Annotated in this window: 14 protein-coding genes; all 14 read right to left on the reverse strand. The window is 59.6% G+C overall.

All coding sequences use genetic code 11. The features are described 5' to 3' along the window. Positions 1-25: 25 nt before the first annotated feature. Positions 26-1,762, reverse strand: coding sequence for a hypothetical protein (locus L6758_RS08840; RefSeq protein ID WP_237205659.1), 1,737 nt, complete (start codon positions 1,760-1,762; stop codon positions 26-28). 97 nt (positions 1,763-1,859) lie between these two features. Further along, positions 1,860-2,264, reverse strand: coding sequence for a lactococcin 972 family bacteriocin (locus tag L6758_RS08845; protein WP_237205660.1), 405 nt, complete (start codon positions 2,262-2,264; stop codon positions 1,860-1,862). Positions 2,265-2,829: 565 nt separating this feature from the next. Then, positions 2,830-4,110, reverse strand: coding sequence for a phosphopyruvate hydratase (eno, locus tag L6758_RS08850; protein ID WP_237205661.1), 1,281 nt, complete (start codon positions 4,108-4,110; stop codon positions 2,830-2,832). A gap of 383 nt (positions 4,111-4,493) precedes the next feature. Next, complete coding sequence (locus L6758_RS08855; RefSeq protein ID WP_237218643.1) at positions 4,494-5,117, reverse strand: MazG nucleotide pyrophosphohydrolase domain-containing protein; 624 nt, start codon at positions 5,115-5,117, stop codon at positions 4,494-4,496. A gap of 80 nt (positions 5,118-5,197) precedes the next feature. After that, a complete protein-coding gene (locus tag L6758_RS08860) occupies positions 5,198-6,427 on the reverse strand; it encodes an adenosine deaminase (RefSeq protein WP_237205663.1) in 1,230 nt (409 codons plus the stop codon). An 85-nt stretch (positions 6,428-6,512) separates the two neighbouring features. Beyond that, positions 6,513-8,207 carry a hypothetical protein gene (locus tag L6758_RS08865; protein WP_237205664.1) on the reverse strand — a complete coding sequence of 565 codons (1,695 nt, stop codon included), beginning with the start codon at positions 8,205-8,207 and terminating at the stop codon, positions 6,513-6,515. A 35-nt stretch (positions 8,208-8,242) separates the two neighbouring features. Beyond that, entirely contained in the window at positions 8,243-9,541 is a 1,299-nt protein-coding gene (locus L6758_RS08870) for a thymidine phosphorylase (protein ID WP_237205665.1), read from the reverse strand. A gap of 139 nt (positions 9,542-9,680) precedes the next feature. Further along, the gene (locus tag L6758_RS08875; protein WP_237205666.1) at positions 9,681-10,082 is read right to left on the reverse strand and encodes a cytidine deaminase; all 402 of its coding nucleotides are present in this window, start codon (positions 10,080-10,082) and stop codon (positions 9,681-9,683) included. Between the two features lie 379 nt (positions 10,083-10,461). Further along, a complete protein-coding gene (locus tag L6758_RS08880) occupies positions 10,462-11,754 on the reverse strand; it encodes an ABC transporter permease (protein ID WP_237196961.1) in 1,293 nt (430 codons plus the stop codon). A gap of 2 nt (positions 11,755-11,756) precedes the next feature. Then, positions 11,757-13,055 (reverse strand): ABC transporter permease, encoded by a 1,299-nt coding sequence (locus L6758_RS08885; RefSeq protein WP_237205667.1) that lies wholly within the window; start codon positions 13,053-13,055, stop codon positions 11,757-11,759. Continuing rightward, entirely contained in the window at positions 13,042-14,658 is a 1,617-nt protein-coding gene (locus tag L6758_RS08890; protein ID WP_237205668.1) for an ABC transporter ATP-binding protein, read from the reverse strand. Before L6758_RS08890 ends, L6758_RS08885 begins: the two co-directional genes overlap by 14 nt. A gap of 204 nt (positions 14,659-14,862) precedes the next feature. Then, positions 14,863-15,960 (reverse strand): BMP family lipoprotein, encoded by a 1,098-nt coding sequence (locus tag L6758_RS08895; RefSeq protein WP_237205669.1) that lies wholly within the window; start codon positions 15,958-15,960, stop codon positions 14,863-14,865. A 304-nt stretch (positions 15,961-16,264) separates the two neighbouring features. Continuing rightward, positions 16,265-17,488, reverse strand: a complete 1,224-nt coding sequence (locus tag L6758_RS08900) for an amidohydrolase (protein WP_237205670.1) — start codon at positions 17,486-17,488, stop codon at positions 16,265-16,267. A gap of 73 nt (positions 17,489-17,561) precedes the next feature. Continuing rightward, positions 17,562-18,347: a succinate dehydrogenase iron-sulfur subunit gene (locus L6758_RS08905; protein WP_135011168.1), complete on the reverse strand. Its 786-nt coding sequence runs from the start codon at positions 18,345-18,347 to the stop codon at positions 17,562-17,564.

Consider the following 18,347-nt stretch of genomic DNA (forward strand, 5'->3'; position numbering starts at 1 on the left):
CGCACATCAAGACTTGGCGGATTCTTCATACGGGGTTTAGGCGGCCGTTAGGGTTGTATGGGCGGGTGTTTTCGGTGGTGCGGGGGTTGGTGTTTTTGGCTGCGGGTGGGACTTTTGAATAAGCCTCTAGTTCCTGCCAAAACCCTTGGGCTTTGGTAAGAGAGTTCTCATTGATGCTGTCCGCTGAGTAAATACCTTGAGCATAAAAGGGGGCCGCTTCAAATATTTGCATAGTCTCTTCTGGATTAGCGAAGAAGACATTCCCTGTGGTCATCAGAGGCATAAGAGCCCCATTCACTTGCAAGTATTGAACAGGATTATGAACTAGCACTACTAAAGCATCAGAGCTTTCGACGGTCTTTCCCCCATAGTGAAAGTTTGTTCCCAGCCCCAGAACCATGTGATCTTCGGTAGGAGTATAGAAGGAGAAAGCCTGGTTGAAGGTTGAGGGGTCCTTCAACAGAATCTCTAGTTGGGGTTTCCAGAAGTCGATGAAGCTCCCCTGAAGGGTATCTTGATCCAGCTCTCTTATTTCTAGCCCTGGAGTAGTTCCGGTTGCTTCCAAATACTCAGTATTAACTAGGAAGATGTCATCAAATGCGTCCCCGCTCGTAGTTTCCATTCCTTCAAAAGCAGTGCTGAAAGCGAGGGATAGGTAGAGGTTACCCTGCGCATCGAGGGTATTGAGCGTTAGCTCCAATTGGTCGGAATTTTCTGGGTTGTCGAAATAACTTGAGTTGATATTAAGAGCATAGGCATCACCAAGGAGTTCGAGCTCTTTAGCTTGTGTCAGACTTCTGTAAGCAGCTTTACTAAGCGCCAAAGTATTCGCAGTTGTGAATGTAGTCAGCGTAAGAGCAAAAGTCGCTAGAAGTACTAACAAAAGTGTTACTTTTCGATAATTTTCCCGGCGTTCCCTCACTGCTTGAAGCGTCGGTTTGCAAACCCATGAGATTCCTCCGGTAAGGAAAAAAAGAATTACAAGGTAGAAGAGCACTGCTCCTGCTATAAATGGTAACAATGCATGCAGGGTTGCAACGTTTGTCATCGCGTAAAGCCCCGCAGCTGAGAAAACCACCCCAAGTAGAGCACCTATTCCCAGCGGGGGCACTGTCGCCCCTATATCTTGGCGATGGATTTGACGGTATGTCATTCCGCCTAGATACCGGATAGAACGGCCTCGCATTTTACGGGCAAAGTAGCCTGTCATAAGTAGAGCTGTGGCTAAGGTTGTTGCTATGAGAGCTGCACCAGCACCACTTTGAGCGACCAAGCTTGCGCTTCTTACAAGGGGATTCAGTTCGTTACCTATTGCAACGTCTACTCCGGCCTGAGCAAGTGTTTCTTGTATATCCCTAATTAGTTCAGGATTATTTTTGAGTACATAATCACCACTAAGAGGGATTTCTCCTAGCCTGTCATAGGTGACGAGGGTTCCTGAAACCTCTGGCGCAGCCCACTGAATTTTCCCCTCTACAATATGCAGGTCTGAAATTTTTTGAGGATTTCCAAAGACTACGAGGTTGCGTTGCGTTTCAGTGGTTTCAGATTGCCCACTGGTTATTTTATAAATATTGGTATCGTGTTTAAGAGCTAAATCGTTGAGAGTTTTTGTGAGAGTCTGTTTATTTTCAAGCTGACCTGCTGTGTTGAGCGAAAAACTGATATTACTGCCAGCGGGGTAAGAATACTGTAAACTCTGCATGGCCTGCCAAAGCGAAAAGGCAATCAAAATTGCAGCTAGAAAACTGAGAAAAGCCATACAACGCCGTATCACTTTCACCCATCCTTTCACACTTTAACTATGGTGAGAGACTAACCCAAAATTAGCCTCTCACCACTAGCTAGGCTATCGTCAACTAACAAATCCAGTAGTAGTAGCTAGGATTAAGGTTGGGAGAATTGATCGCCCAGATTTCTGCAATCGATTTATGACCTGAGGCAGTATTAACGCTACGTGATTCACGACCTGCCCCATCCCGCACAGTTGAGCCATGGCACTTGTTCACAGTGTAGTAAGAACGAACTTTTGCATTTTGAAAGCCATACTCCCAGGTACCACCTTCATCCGGGTGCTGAGATTTCATACCCAGTGCTGTCCACAGAGGGGCTATCTCCCTACCGAAATCTTCACCTACAGCCGCTGCAACTGGGACAGGTGCTACAGAATCATTGTTTTCAGCTGACAAAGCTGACGCAGGCGCCATAGCTACAAATGTCAGTACCGCAACCACTAGTGAAGATGCAAGTCTTACAGTTCGCATGATATATTCTCCTTAGTGATAATTCACTGTGATGCATGGATTGTAGGCCCAACCACCTTCCATGCATCTTTTTCTTTACTCCTCCTGAGAGGTGTATAGCTATACTACCCCCCTCTTGGTGACATACAATACATTTTTAGGTTTTTAACCAAATTCTACTGGCCTGAAACCGCTCAGGAATTACAAAAACGAAGAACCTTATCTTTAGGTGATACCACCAGGTAGTACAGCAAATACGATCAAAGCTATCAGCTTCTTAGAAGCTTATTCATTAGAGTAGGTGGAGCAGGCTCACAGCGAAGCTGCTGGCTCGGATGAAGTGAGCGGGTGCGACAGCACGCAAGAGCGAACGGAATCCGCCGCTAGGCGGGGCGTGAGGGTCAGGCTTGCGCCTATTCCGCCCGCAGATTTATTTCCTCGCGCGCTCGGAATCTGCTGGGCTCCATCCAGCGTGAACCTGCGAAACCCCTTATGAATAAGCCTCTTAAATACGCAAAGCCCCGGACAGGGGCAACCTGGCCGGGGCACGGGCGTCCTTACTCTCTTACCTTAGAGAGTGGGCAGACTACTTTGCGAAGCGGGGGAAAGCACCCTTGCCTGCGTAAACAGCCTGATCGCCGAGCTCTTCCTCGATGCGCAGTAGCTGGTTGTACTTAGCAACGCGCTCGGAGCGGGCGGGAGCACCGGTCTTGATCTGGCCAGCGTTGGTAGCAACAGCCAGGTCAGCGATGGTGACGTCCTCGGTCTCACCTGAACGGTGTGAAACCATGCAACGGTACTCGTTGCGCTGAGCCATGCTCATAGCGTCGAAGGTCTCGGTCAGTGAACCGATCTGGTTTACCTTCACGAGCAGGGCGTTAGCAGCGCCACCCTCGATGCCCTGAGCCAGACGCTCGGGGTTGGTCACGAAGAGGTCGTCGCCAACGATCTGAACCTTGTCGCCGATTTCGGCGGTGAGGGTCTTGTAGCCGTCCCAGTCGTTCTCGTCCAGGGGGTCCTCGATGGAAACGAGGGGGTACTTAGCAACCAGGTCAGCGTAGTAAGCAGACATTTCAGCTGCGGACTTCTTCTGGCCTTCGAACTCGTAAGCACCGTCGTTGTAGAACTCGGAAGAAGCGACGTCGAGAGCCAGGGCGATTTCTTCACCGGGCTTGTAGCCGGCCTTCTCGATGGCCTCGATGATCAGGTCAAGAGCTGCAGCGTTGGAGTCGAGGTTGGGAGCGAAGCCACCCTCGTCGCCCAGACCGGTGGACAGGCCACGGTCGTGCAGAACGCTCTTGAGAGCGTGGTACACCTCAACGCCAGCCTGCAGGGCAGCGGAGAAGGTGTCAAAGCCGATGGGGGCGATCATGAATTCCTGGATGTCAACGTTGGAGTCAGCGTGTGAACCACCGTTGAGGATGTTCATCATGGGAACGGGCAGAACGTGAGCGTTGGGGCCGCCCAGGTACTTGTAGAGGGGCAGGTCTGAAGACTCAGCTGCTGCCTTAGCTACGGCCATGGAAACGCCGAGGATAGCGTTTGCACCGAGCTTGCCCTTGTTGTTGGTGCCGTCCAGGGCGATCATGGCTGCGTCAACAGCGCGCTGGTCGGTGGCGTCGATGCCGATAACCTCTTCAGCGATTTCTTCAATCACTGCAGAGACAGCGCCGAGGACGCCCTTGCCCAGGTAAACAGCCTTGTCGCCGTCGCGGCGCTCTACGGCCTCCCACTCACCGGTGGATGCGCCTGAGGGAACTGCTGCACGGCCAAAAGCGCCGTCTTCGAGCAGTACCTCTACCTCAACGGTGGGGTTGCCGCGTGAGTCAAGAATCTGACGAGCGTGAACTGCGGTAATCAAAGCCATGAAAATGCTCCTTGAAGGATGAGAAATGAAAATGGCTATATAGCGCTTCAGCCGGTTGCTGATCGGGCACTTTAGCCCGTGCGCGTTTATGCCCCCAGTCTACCAAAAAACCCACATAAGCACACAGGAATTCAACATTTCCAACGGTTTTCTTCAGCACTTCTGAGGTTTTGTGGGATTCTGACCAACGGGTCACAACTACCTTATGGCGGTGCTGGTGGGGTGGCGATGCTCTTCTGCCCGCCGACCCTCTCATTCCTCGCCTGGCGGCTCGTCATGATTCACGCCCCGCCTAACGGCGGATTCCACTCGCTCTTATGTGCTGACGCACCCGCTCGCTACATCCAGCCAGCGGGCTGCCAGAGCACCGCCACCCCACCGTGTCAGTCGCTCATCAACCCTTGCACATACGTCCGCAGGGCCCGTTCCGCGTCAAGCCCGGCAACGCGGGCAGAAGCTACCAGCTCATAGAGGTAGGCGCCCAGACCCTGCTCGTTGGCGAAGGCAGGGAGCTGCCCACCGGCGTCCGCACCTGTAAGGTCAGCCCCGGCGGTCTCGGCTCTCTCCGCGACCTTGGCGGCGAGGGCGAGCGCGGGCAGGGCCGGCGGGAGCCCGTCGAAGGGGCCGGTGCGTTCGGGTTTTTCAGCTTTTTTGAGCCTGTCCCAGGCCTCGTAGATGTCGGCGGCGCTGAGCTTTTCGCTGCCCTGGCCGGTGGCCGCGAAGACGTGGGGGTTGCGGCGCACCAGTTTGGCGGCGAGCTCGTTGATGACGTCCTGCATGGTGAAGCCGCCCTGCGCGGCGGGGGTTTCGGCGGCCATGGTGGCGTGGAAGATGACGTTGAGCAGCACATCCCCGAGTTCTTCGCGCAGCAGGGGCAGGTTGACTCCGCCGGGGGCTTCAACGGCTTCGGCGACCTCGTAGGTTTCTTCGATGAGGTAGTGCATGATGGACGCGTGGGTTTGGGCGGACGTCCAGGCGCAGCCATCGGGGCTGCGGAGGGTCTGCATGAGCCCCATCAGGTGCTCGAAGCTGCCCCCGAGGTCACCGGGTTCTGGTACGGGTGCGGGGTGCTCTTGTCTGGGCCGGGTCATGCGCCGCTCTGCTCTTCCTGGTCAGCGCCTGCCTGGCCCTGCTCTTGGAGGGCTAGCTGCCCGTAGGCGCTCTGGACGCTGGTCAGCAGAGCCTGTTTTTCGTCGAAGGAGCAGAAGGCCCCGTTGATAGCGTTGTAGGTAACCTCGAAGAATTCGGGCAGGTCAAAGCCCTGGTGCTTGGCAAGCTCGGCAAATTCGCGGGTCATGCTGGTGGCGCTCATCAGGCGGTTATCGGGGTTGATGGTCACGGCGAACCCTGCCTGCAGGAGCAGGGCTGCCGGGTGCTCGTCGTGGCTAAGTGCCGGTTCAAAGTCTTTCTTTCGCCCCACATTGCTGGCCTTTTCAGCAGCATCGGTTTGCAGGTTGGAGCAGGGGCAGGTTTCCAGCACGATACGGCGGTTTTTGACTGCTTCGGCTACCTCCCCCAGTTGCAGGATGGTCTGGGCCGGGTCAGCCCCGGGCATGAGGGAGCCGTCGGGGTCGATCTCTGCCAAGGTGCGGGCGGTAATGTCTTCGGTGATACGGACGCCGTGGCCCAGTCGCAGGGCCCGGCCGGTGACCAGGGCTTCGCGGATAGAGGCCAGACCGAAGGCTTCACCGGCGTGGAGGGTGACGGGCAGGAAGTGCTCGGCGGCAAGGTTCAGGGCTTCTGCGTGAGATGAGGTGGGGTGGCCGTCCTCGGGCCCGGCCAGGTCGAAGCCCACCACGCCCAGGGCCCGGTAGGCTAGGGCGGTTTTGACGACCTCTAGGGAGTTGTTCTGGTGGCGCATGGCGCACAGAATCTGGTTGACCAGTATGCGTCCGCCTGCCTGAGCTACCTGTTCCATGCCGTCCATGAGCCCGTCGGCTACCGCTTCAACAGCCTGGGCCATGGTGAGCCCGCCGCGCTGGTGCAGCTCGGGAGCCCATCGCACCTCACCGTAGATGACGCCGTCGGCAGCCAGGGTCAGCACATGCTCGCGGGCGACTCGTCGCAGGTTTTCTTCGGTCTGCATGACGGCCACCGTGTGCTCAAAGGTTTCGAGGTAGCGGGCCAGGGAACGGGAGTCCGCTGCCTGTTTGAACCACTCCCCCAGTTCCTGCGGGTCGGTTGTGGGCAGGGTGTGCCCTACCCGGTCGGCTAGCTCGATGAGGGTCTCGGGAAGCAGTCCACCGTCGAGGTGGTCGTGCAGGCAGACTTTGGGCAGCTTTTGGAGCCAGGTCAGGGTGGGCGCGGGAGCGGTCATACGGGAAAAGCTCTTTCGGTAGTGGCCCGCCCCGAAAAGGCCGGGGCTCTTTCGGGGCGGGGAGATAGAGAATGTGGGTGCTGGCCTAGAAGGTCCAGGAGGCCAGAGCCTCATTCATGTGGGCCGGGATGTTCTCACCGGTGCGGGGGAACATGCGCAGCTCTTCTACGTACTGCTGGGCAGGCAGGTGCTCAGGGTAGCGCACAAAAGCCTCCTCATCGGCGTAGTCGAAGGTGGCTTCAACGGGGGTGCCGGGGGTGAAGCGGATGTTGATGGCCAGGGGCGAGCCGTGGCCTTCCTTGTAGGAATCGGCCTTGAGCTGCAGAATCGCTAGGGTTTCTTCGGGAATCAGGTCGAAGGTGCGTACCTGTTCCCAGAAGCCGTTGCGGCGCACGTGGGTCAGGGCGTCGTAGTAGGAGCCCAGGGTTCGAACACGAATCAGCACGGTGGAGACATCGCGGGCGGTGCCAGCGGCACCGAAGAGGGCTTCGTAGGCCGGGGCAAAGCGGGAGACAACCTCGGCCTCGGTGAGCACCAGATTGCCGCTGGCTTTCTTGGTGGCAGAAGGCTTGGGCTGGCTGTGCTCGGCGTAGGAGGGGGCGATGTCCACGCTAGTGCTGGTCATGGGGGCGTCCAGGGTCGGTGCGGACGCGGGCAGGCTGCGGGCCTGGGCCGGGGCAGCGGACGCCTGGGGCTGGTCGTCGGCTTCGAATTCGCTGTCGTCCAGGTGGGTGGGCAGCTGGTGGGCGTCGTTCTCGTCGGATGCGGCAGTTTCTTCTGCCGGGGCGGTGTCTTCGGCGGGCGCTGCTTCTTCTGCCGGAGTTGCAGAGCGGACGCTCGCAGTCGCCGGGTAGTTCTCAGCGGCAGCGGCGGTCACGGCCCCCTGCTGGTAAGCGGCATCTACTTCGGGAGCCTCCTCAGCGGCAGCTTCTTCCGCAGCAGCTTCTTCATCGTTACCTGCTTCTGCCGCGGGAGCCTCTTCCTGCGCAGGCTCTACAGCCGCTTCTTCAGCCCTGTCTGAGGCTTCCTCAGCGGAGCTTTCAGCCGTCTCCGCTTCGCTCTGGTCAGTATTCTCCTGTGCTGCTTTCTCTTGCGCTGCCTTCTCCTGGGCCAGACGGGCCGAGATACGGCTCATGCGGTCCTCAGCCTGGGCTGCGGTTTCCCCCTGCCCTGTGGCAACCGGGGCGGGGGCGGCGTCCTTACCCTGCTGAGCCTCAGCAACCTGCTGGGCCTTACCGGCCTGCTCAGCCTCGCCAGCCTGCTGAGCCTGGGCAGCGCCCATGTCCAGGGCGTAGTTGAGGTTGTGGGTCTTGCTGGTGGCGGTGTTCATGAAAGAAGCGTGTACAGCCGCATCGCTGCCAATAGCGGGGTTAACCACAATCAGGGCGCGGTTCCAGGCACCGCGTTCGCTCTTTTCTTCCTCAACGTAGAGGTCAGCCACAGCCTGGAACCACTCGCTACCGGGGGTGACTAGACCAGACTCAACTTCCTGGCCGCGCTGGTAGAGGGTGTACTTCATGTCGTTGGCGTTCTGGGTCAGGTTCAGGGTCACCTGGCCCTCTGCCTTAGCACGCATGAGCTTCACGACGGCCTTAAGGCCCTCGCCTGCGCCCAGGCGGGTGGGGGCAGGGGCAGTCTCAGCGCTCTTGGGGGTATGCGCCTGCTCGGCGTCGATGCCGGTTGCCAGAACATCCCGCTGGGCGGTGTCGCTAGAGGCGGGCTGGGCGGTGTTCTGTGCGGGGGCAGGTGCCTGAGTTTTTTTGCGGCTAAATAGGCCCACGGTTCTTCTCTTTTCTTGCAGGGGCGAAGGTAGGTTTACGCGTTGATTCTATCCAGGATCAGGTCGGTGGGGGTGTAATCGCCTCCGATAGTCCAGGCGTCCTTGAGGGATTCCAGGGCTCGTTCAAAGCGTTCGGGGGTGTCGGTCATCAGAGTCATCAGGGGCTGACCTGCGGTGACGGTGTCGCCGGGCTTGGCGTGCAGGTTGATACCCGCTGCCAGCTGCACGGCGTCTTCCTTGCGAGCCCGGCCTGCGCCCAGGCGCCAGGACGCCACACCCACGGCCAAAGCGTCCAGGCGGGTTAGGGTGCCGCTTGCGTCAGCGTAGACGGTGTGGGTCTCGCGGGCCTCGGGCAGGGCTGCATCGGGGTCACCGCCCTGGGCGGAAATCATCTCGCGCCACTTATCCATAGCGCGACCGTCCGCAAGGGCTTCGGCCGGGTCGGCGTCGATACCGGAGTTTTTGAGCATGACGCGGGCCAACTCGACGGTCAGTTCGACAATATCGGCGGGCCCGCCACCGGCGAGAACCTCAACAGATTCAGCTACTTCATTGGCATTGCCAACGGCCAGCCCCAGCGGGGTATCCATGTTGGTCAGCAGGGCACTGGTTTTTACACCGGCTCCCTGACCCAGCTCAACCATGACCTCTGCCAGTTCGCGGGCGCGGGCAGCGTCCTTCATAAAGGCACCGGAACCGACCTTGACATCCAGCACCAGAGAATCTGTGCCCTCGGCAATTTTCTTGCTCATGATGGAAGAGGCAATGAGCGGAATAGCCTCGACAGTGGAGGTGGTGTCGCGCAGAGCATAAAGCTTCTTATCGGCGGGGGCGAGGCCGGTGCCCGCCGCCGAGATAACAGCGCCCACGGTTCCAAGAATATCGAGGGTCTTTTCGTTGGAGATGTTGGCCTGCCAGCCGGGGATTGCTTCGAGCTTATCGAGGGTACCGCCGGTATGCCCCAGACCGCGGCCGGAAAGCTGGGGTACAGCCACGTTGTAGACGGCAACCAGCGGGGCCAGGGGCAGGGTGATTTTATCGCCCACGCCACCGGTGGAGTGTTTGTCTGCGGTAGCGAGTTTTTTGCCGGGGCCAATGATGGAAGAGAAGTCCATGCGTTCGCCGGAGCGGATCATGGCGTCAGTCCAGCGGGCAATTTCGTCGCGATTCATGCCGTTGAGGAAGATAGCCATAGCCAGGGCGCTCATCTGTTCATCGGCTACAACCCCGCGGGTGTAGGCGTCGATGACCCAGTCGACCTGCTCGTTGGTGAGGGTTCCCTGGTCACGTTTGGTGCGGATAATGTCTACGGCGTCGAAAGCTTCGGTGCTCAAGCGCTCACCTTCCCGGCAGGGTGCAGCTTCGCTCCCCTGCCCTGTGTTCTTGTGTTCTTCGGTCTTATCTTCCAGTATGCCAGTTCGCGCCGGGGCGTGGCCGCTGCAAAGCGGTCAGTGAACGGGAAAGATAGGGACGTTAGGGGGCAGCTAGGCGGTCAGGGCCGAAGGCGTCGGGCAGCATCTGCTCGATGGTGAGCACTCCGCTGGTGGAGCGCAGGAGCATGCCGGGGGCGCTGTGTTCGTAGAGTAGCTGGCGGCAGCGGCCGCAGGGCATCAGGGCGTTGCCGTCCTTATCGACACAGGCGAAAGCTGCGAGCTTGCCGCCGCCGGTGCGGAAGAGCTCGGAAATCAGGGAGCATTCGGCGCAGAGGGTAATCCCGTAGGAGGCGTTTTCGATGTTAGCGCCGGTAATCAGGCGCCCGTCGGTGGTCAGGGCTGCGGCCCCCACCGCGAAGTTGGAATAAGGCGAGTAGGAGTTCGCCAGGGCTGCGGTGGCGGCAGCGGTGAGCTGGTCCCAGTCAATGTCTTGTGCAGTCATTGTTATCTTCCTTTGTAAGTTTTCTATAGGTATGGGGGGTGGAGGCGGACGCCCCTTTGCCGACTAACCTTCTCGCAGGCTCGCAGAGCTCGCACGCGATTCATGCCAGCCCCAGCCAGTCGGCTGCCGGGGCGTCCGCCTCCACCCTAGCCCAGCCTCAAGAACATTAAGACAGCAGTGGCCGCTACCCTACATGAAGGTAGCGGCCACCTGGCTTAGGGGAGAAGGAGCTCAAGCGCCGGTAGGGTATGCCGCCTGCCGGCGCGTGGATCGGGCCTGGCGATGAATTTCGACGAGCGCCCCGCGCGAGGAGAAAGAATGGTTGCGCGGCGGCGGCATACCCGGATGGCGCTACTTATCTCCCTGCGTCCGTCCGGACCTATTCCTTGACGTAGGGGGTACCGACGGCAGCCGGGCCGCGGGAGCGCCCCACCAGACCGGCTACCGCGAAGATGGTGACCAGGTAGGGCAGCATGGCGAGCAGTTCGGTGGGCACGCTGGTGCCCAGGATGGAGAGAACGAACTGCAGGTTGAGGGAGAAGCCGAAGAGGAGGGCGGCGGAGAGGGCTCCGATGGGGGTCCAGCGGCCGAAGATGAGGGCGGCGAGGGCGATGTAGCCTTGGCCTGCGGTCATGTCGGAGTTGAAGGAGGATACGGAGACCAGGGTGAAGAAGGCGCCGCCCATACCGGCTACGGCACCGGCCAGCAGCACGTTGGTGGCGCGCAGGCGGTTGACGTTGACGCCCAGGGTGTCGGCGGCCTTGGGGTGTTCGCCGACGGCGCGGGTGCGTAGGCCCCAGCGGGTCTTGTTGAGGGCGAACCAGATGACGGCTACCACGATGTACATGAGGTAGACCAGCACGTTCTGGTTGAAGAGGACGGGGCCCAGAACAGGGATCTCGGAGAGGCCGGGGATGGCGAAGGCCGGCAGCTTGGGAGCTGAGTTGAGGGTGGAGGCGTTGGGTTCAAGGACGCGGCTGAAGAGGAAGCCGGTGAGACCTGAGACGAGCACGTTGACCACGACACCCACGATGACCTGGTCGACCAGGTACTTGATGGAGAAGAGAGCCAGCAGGGCTGAGACCAGCATGCCGCCGATCATGGCTGCGAGAAGGCCTGCCCAGGCGTTCTTCGTAATCGAACCTACCAGGACCGCTGAGAAAGCGCCCAGCAGGAGCTGGCCTTCAATAGCGATGTTGACGATGCCGGAGCGCTCGCAGAGCAGGCCACCCATGGAGCCGAAGATCATGGGGATGGAGAGCAGCACGGCGCCGTTGAGCAGGGAGACCAGGGAGAGTTCTGGCTTAGCGGTAGAGCCGATGGCCCAGATGAGTAGGCCGGAGGCAAAGGCGAACCAGAAGAGGGGGGCTACCCAGCGGCCCAGGGTCTTGCCGGCGTTGGTGGTCACCAGGGCGTAGCCTGCGAGGGCCAGCATGACGATGGAGGCTACCCAGCCGTAGACCTGGGGGTTGATATTCAGGGGCTCGGCGGAGAACCAGCTGACGCCGTCGCTGATGCTCATGCTGATGGTGCTCTTGGGGGCGCGCAGGGCGATGAGCAGGGTGCCGATGACGGCGAGTACCCCGTAGATGATGGGGTTCTTCCAGTTTTTGACGACCAGCTTTTCTTCTGAAGTGCTGGCGGTGGTTTCGGGAGTTGCGGTGACGCTCATGGTTATGCCTCCACGGCCTTCTTCTTAGCTGACTTCTTTTTCTTGGGCTTGCCGGTGGGGTCGGGCAGGCGGAACATGGCGCGGACCAGCGGAGGTGCGGCGATGAAGAGGACGATGAGGGCCTGGAGCACGAGAACAATGTCAATGGAGGTGCCGGTGGCGACCTGCATGGAGACGCCGCCTGCGCGGAAGGCGCCGAAGAGGAGGGCGGCGAAGAAGGTACCCCAGGGGGTGGAGCGTCCGAGCAGTGCTACGGTGATGGCGTCGAAGCCTAGGGTACCTGCGATGCCGGTGGTGAGCACCTTTTCGGTACCTGCGACCTGGGCGGTGCCGCCGAGGCCTGCGAGGGCGCCGGAGATCGCCATGACGATGATGTAGCCGGAGGCAACCGAGATACCTGCGGTGCGGGCGGCGTTGGGGTTAGCGCCAACTGCACGCAGGCGGAAGCCGATGGTGGACCGGTTCAGGAGCCAGCTGATGAAGAGGACGGCCAGGATGGCGAGGATGAAGCCCAGGTGGAGGCGGAAGGAGGGGCCCAGAATCTGGGGGAAGACTGCGTTTTCGGGCAGCTTTTCGGAGATGGGGTTGGAGCTGCCTTCGCGCTGGAGCAGGGGGGTCTTGAGCAGGTAGACCAGCAGGTTGGCCGCGATGTAGTTCATCATGATGGACAGGATGACTTCGTGGGCACCGGTCTTAGCCTTGAGGACACCGATGATACCGCCCCAGATTGCACCGCCTAGGATGCCGCCGAGGACTACCAGGGGGAGGGCGATAATGGCGGGAAGACCAGCGTTGAGGCCCACCCAGCCGGAGACGATAGCACCGAGGATAATCTGGCCCTGGGCACCGATGTTGAAGAGACCTGCTCGGAAGGAGAGGGCTACGGCCAGGCCCGCAAAGATGAGCGGGGTGGCTACGGTCAGGGTTTCGGTGATGGGGCGAATCTGCTGGACAAAGCTCTTACCGTTGGGGTTGTAGATAGCGCCTTGCAGCAGGGCCAGGTAGGACTCGTAGGCAGCAGTCCAGCCCGCGCTGATGGTGTCCATGGGGCGGGCGAAGAAGTAGGAGGCCGCTTTCTGGGTGGCGGGGTCGGTTGCTGCAATCAGCAGGCCACCGACGATGAAGGCTGCCAGGGCTGCGCCGATGGAGAGGCCGACGTTGCCGCCTGCGATGCGGGCGAAGGTCGAGGGCTTCTCGGTTGCCACCAGTTGGGAGGGAACGTCCTGGGGCGGGGTTTTAACTGCCGTATCGGCAGCGAGGGCAGGGTCTACCTGCGGGGTTGCGGGCTTATGCTCGCTCATTCTCTTCTCCTTCTGCCCAGGGGGTCTCGGGGGTGGTGGCCATGTGCTTGGCGTGGGAAGCGCTGGGGGCTTCTTCTTCGTGTTCTGCGGAGGCTGCGAGGGCTTCTTCGTAGGTGGCTCCTGCCATCATCTGGCCGAGCACAGATCGGGGCGTGCTGGGCGGGACGATGCCCATGAGCTCACCGTGGAAGAAGACGGCGATGCGGTCGGCCAGCCCGTAAACCTCGTCAAGTTCGGTGGAGACGATGATGACGGGCACGCCCTTATCGCGTTCTTCGACGATGCGCTTGTGAATGAACTCGATGGAGCCAACGTCAACGCCGCGGGTGGGCTGGGAGGCGACGAAGAGTTCTAGCGGGCGGGAAAGTTCGCGGGCTACGACAATCTTCTGCTGGTTACCGCCGGAAAGGGTCGAGGCGGTGTGCTCCTTGGAGCCCATACGGATGTCGAACTCGGTGCCAGCCCGGTCGGCGTTTTCAGAAATCTTGGCACGGTTGAGGGTGCCTGCCGATGAGAAGTCTTTGGTATCGAAGAGGTCGAGGATCAGGTTCTCTGAGATAGAGAAGGAGCCGACGAGGCCGTCCTTGCTGCGGTCTTCGGGCACGAAGCCGACACCGGTACGCAGGACCTGCTTGGTGGTCATACCCAGCAGCTCGGTGCCGTTGAGCTTCATGGAGCCGGTGGCCTTGGGGTGCAGGCCGATGATAGATTCTGCCAGTTCGGTCTGGCCGTTACCCTGCACACCGGCAACGGCGAGAATTTCGCCGCCGTGCACGGTGAAGGTGACGTCCTTGAGCAGGGGCACGCCGTTCTCTGCAACCAGGGTGAGGTTTTCAACGGCGAAGGTCTGCTCGTTGGTCTGAGCCTCAGACTTGTCGACGGTCAGCTGCACGGCCTTACCCACCATGAGAGAGGCCAGTTCAGTGGTCGACATGGAGGGATCAGCGTGGCCAACTACCTTGCCGCGACGGATGACGGTGATGTCATCTGAAATCTCACGGACTTCGCGAAGCTTGTGGGAGATAAAGAGCAGGGACTTCCCGTCTTTGCGGAGCTGGTCCATGATGCCCAGTAGCTGATCGGTTTCAGCGGGGGTGAGCACAGCGGTTGGCTCGTCCAGAATGAGCACTTCTGCGTCGCGCACCAGGGCTTTGATAATTTCAACGCGCTGCTGCACACCAACGGGTAGGTTTTCGACGATGGCGTCGGGGTCAACTGCAAAGCCGTAGCGGTCTGAGATTTCGCGAATCTTACGGCGGGTGGTCTCAAGGTCGAGGGTGCCCCCCTTGAGAGATTCGGAGCCCAGGGCCACGTTTTCGGCAACGGTGAAGACGGGCACCAGCATAAAGTGCTGGTGCACCATGCCGATACCCGCTGCCATGGCGTCTGAGGGGCCTGAGAACTCAACCGGCTGGTCGTCGATGAAAATCTGACCTTCGGTGGGCTGGTAGAGACCGAAGATGACGTTCATGAGAGTGGACTTACCCGCGCCGTTTTCACCCAGCAGGCAGTGTACTGTGCCGGGGCGGACCACAAGGTCAATGCTATCGTTCGCGGTAAAGTCACCGAAGCGTTTAGTGACCTTGCGCAGTTCGAGTTTCATGGGGTGGCTTTCTGTGTGAGAACCGGACGCACACTGCGGGCCCGGGGGCTGCAGAGTGAAGGAGTGTTTGTGCCTAGTTTAGCGGTTTAGGCCCCTACCCTAAAGGCTGTCTACAAGAGCAGGAGCGCTGTCCAGACAAACGGCTCACACCTCTCTTGTTGAGGGTGTGAGCCGTTGTGAGTAGCCCGAGGCTAACCTGCCTGCTTAGGCGGTGGGGGTACCTGCGGTCTCGACCTTGATGGTACCTGAGATGATGTCTTCCTTGATCTTGTCGAGCTCAGCCTTGGTCTCGTCTGAGACTGCTGATTCGAAGCTGTGGAAGGGGGCCAGGCCAACACCGTCGTTCTCCAGGGTGCCGATGTAGGCGTCGGAGGTGAAGTTACCGTCCATGTCTGACTTGATGGTTTCGGTGATAGCGGCATCCATCTTCTTCATGATGGAGGTCAGGATGATGTCCTGGAAGTCGGGGTTGGTTTCAACACCATCAGCATCAACCCAGATGACAGAGGCGGGGTTCTCGGGGCTGGTAGCGTTGTATTCCTTCACAGCTTCGAGAGTTCCGGAACCTACGGGGCCTGCAACGGGCAGGATGATGTCAGCACCCTGGTCCAGGAAGTTCTGGGTGTTAGTCTTGCCCTTGGTGGCGTCCTCGAAGTCACCGGTGAAGGTACCTGACTGGCTCTCGGTGTTCCAACCGAGCACCTCAACGTTGGCGTCCTTCTGTTCGTTGTAGTAGGCAACGCCCTGGGCAAAGCCGTCCATGAAGATGGTAACGGTGGGGAATTCCATACCGCCGTAGGTTGCTACCTTACCGGTCTTGGTCTGGGAAGCAGCCAGGTAGCCTGCCTGGAATGCAGCCTGGGCGGTGTCAAAGACGATGGGGCGCACGTTGTCGAGCTCGATGGAGTTATCGTCAACGATGGTGAAGTGCATATCGGGGTTAGCTTCTGCTACTTCCTTGGTAGCATCTGCCAGGCCGAAGCCGACGGTAACGGTCAGGTTACAGCCTGACTGAACCATCTGGTCGAGGTTGGGGCCGTAGTCGGTTTCAGTGGTGGACTCAGCTTCCTTGTGCTCGATACCGTATTCAGCGACGGCATCCTGCAGACCCTTGTAGGAGTTCTGGTTGAAGGACTTGTCCTGGAAACCACCGAAGTCAGAAACAATGCAGCCCAGGTAGTCGGTTGCTTCACCAGAGGCTGAGGATGATTCTTCGGGGGCAGCGCCACATGCTGACAGCAGCAGGGCTGAGATACCCAGGATGGAACCGGTGGATGCAACGTGCTTACGTGAGAAAGCCATGAAGGTCCTTTTCGTACGGCCCTGAAAGCGGGCGGCGCATAGTCTACGCCAACTGTGTGTGAGTGGTGCTTTCAGAGAAAATTTGCGTAACACAACACATCTTAGTGTGATTCAGCTTCCCATTCACCCCCTATTTACTTCAAAAAGCGTGAACCGCGCAACAGGCTCCTGCTGTTTAATCACACAGAATATGTATTTGAGCTAATCACAGAGGGCAGGAGGCCACCCCCGGGAGCGGGAGCGGGCGTCCTGCCCTCTCAAAAAATTTTCTGAAAAAAGTTACCAGCCGGTAACTTCCCGGAGGTTAGCTGCGAGACAGCTCCGAGCGGATAGCCCGCAGCGCGGTCGCGGCCATAACCTGCACCCCGTACTCAATCGCGCGTTCGTCCGGAACGTAATCCCCCCGGTGCAGGTCGTAGGTCACCCCACCGGGCACGCGGGTGCCCAGACGAATCAGGGCACCGGGAACCTCCTGGAGCATCCAGGCAAAGTCTTCCCCGCCCATGGACTGCTCCACCAGCACCACGGAGTCCTCCCCCAGCTCCGCACGGGAGGCCGCCTCAATCATGGCAACCTCATCTTCGGTATTGACGGACGGCGGCACCCCACGGTAGTGCTCAAGCTCAACCTCTACGTTGTAGGGGGCAGCAATCTGATCGACCACCTCATCGAGCATGGCACCGGCCTGCTTCCAGACGTCCGCATCCAGACAGCGCATGGTACCCGCCAAAAAAGCGGTGGACGGAATAGCGTTGGGAGCTACCCCCGCCTCAATCTGCCCCCAGGCAACCAGCACGCCGGAGCGGACGTCCGTCTTGCGCGAGAGCACAGCAGGCACGTTGATCGCGATTTGGGAGAGGGCGTAAATGACGTCCTCGGTCAGGTGCGGGCGGGAGGTGTGGCCGCCGCGGCCCTTGAGAGTAATTTTGATGGTGTCAGAGGCACTAGTGATTGCACCGATGCGGGTACCGATTTTACCCACGTCAACCTTGGGTTCACAGTGCAGGGCGAAGGCGCGGGGCACACCCTCGAGGATGCCCTGGGCAATGACGTCCACGGCCCCACCGGGTAGCTGCTCCTCAGCGGGCTGGAAAATAATGCGCACGGTGCCGCCCAGGGGAAGCTCCTGGTGAAGGCGGTGCAGGGCAATAGCCGCCCCCAGCATGACGGTCTGGTGAATATCGTGCCCGCAGGCGTGCATGACGCCATCGACCTGCGAAGCGTAGGGCAGGTCGGTTTCCTCCTGAATAGGCAGGGCGTCGATATCGGCACGCAGGGCAGCGGCCATCGGGCCAGAGCCCACATCCACGTAGCAGCCGGTACCCTTCAAATGCTTGGGTGCCAGCCCAGCCTCGGTAAGGGTACGGAAAATACGCTCGGTCGTCTTGTTCTCAAGGTACGACAGCTCAGGGTTCTGATGCACCTCGCGGCGAAAAGCAATCAGTTCCGGCACCAGGGTACGCAGACGCTGGGCAAACAAGGGTGAGCTCAGATCCAAGGAGCTTGCAGCAAAAGAATAGGACGACATGTATATAGAGTAGCCCCTCGCACAAAAAAGTCGCGCTCCACAGGGGATGTGGAGCGCGACTTTCTACCGGCCTTTAGAGGGAGCGGGCCAGGATAGCCTGCTTGACCTCGGCAATCGCCTTGGTAATTTCAATACCGCGGGGGCAAGCCTCGGTGCAGTTGAAGGTGGTGCGGCAGCGCCAGACGCCTTCCTTATCGTTGAGAATCTCAAGACGCATGTCACCGGCGTCATCGCGAGAGTCGAAGATGAAGCGGTGGGCGTTGACGATAGCTGCGGGTCCGAAGTACTGGCCGTCGGTCCAGAAGACGGGGCAGGACGAGGTACACGCGGCGCAGAGGATGCACTTGGTGGTGTCGTCAAAGCGGGCGCGGTCCTCCTGGGACTGGTAGCGCTCGCGCTCCGGCTCGTGGGTGTCGTTGACCAGGAAGGGCATAATCTCGCGGTAGGCCTGGAAGAAGGGTTCCATGTCTACGATGAGGTCCTTCTCGCAGGGCAGACCCTTGATGGGCTCAACGGTGATGGGCTTGGACAGGTCAAGATCCTTGAGCAGGGTCTTGCAGGCCAGGCGGTTGCGGCCGTTGATGCGCATGGCGTCGGAGCCACAGATACCGTGGGCACAGGAGCGGCGGAAGGACAGCGAGCCATCAATCTCCCATTTGATCTTGTGCAGGGCATCGAGCACACGGTCGGTGCCGTACATAGTCAGCTTGAATTCGTCCCAGTGGGCTTCTGCTGACTCTTCGGGGTTGTAACGGCGAACCTGCACAGTCACGTCGAAGGTGGGAATAGCGCCCGCTTCGCCTGACTCAGACTTCAGCTCAACCTTGGATTCGGGTTCACGTGCTTCAAAATCAGCCAT

The organism is Rothia nasimurium (assembly GCF_928382285.1).
Taxonomy (GTDB): domain Bacteria; phylum Actinomycetota; class Actinomycetes; order Actinomycetales; family Micrococcaceae; genus Rothia; species Rothia nasimurium_E.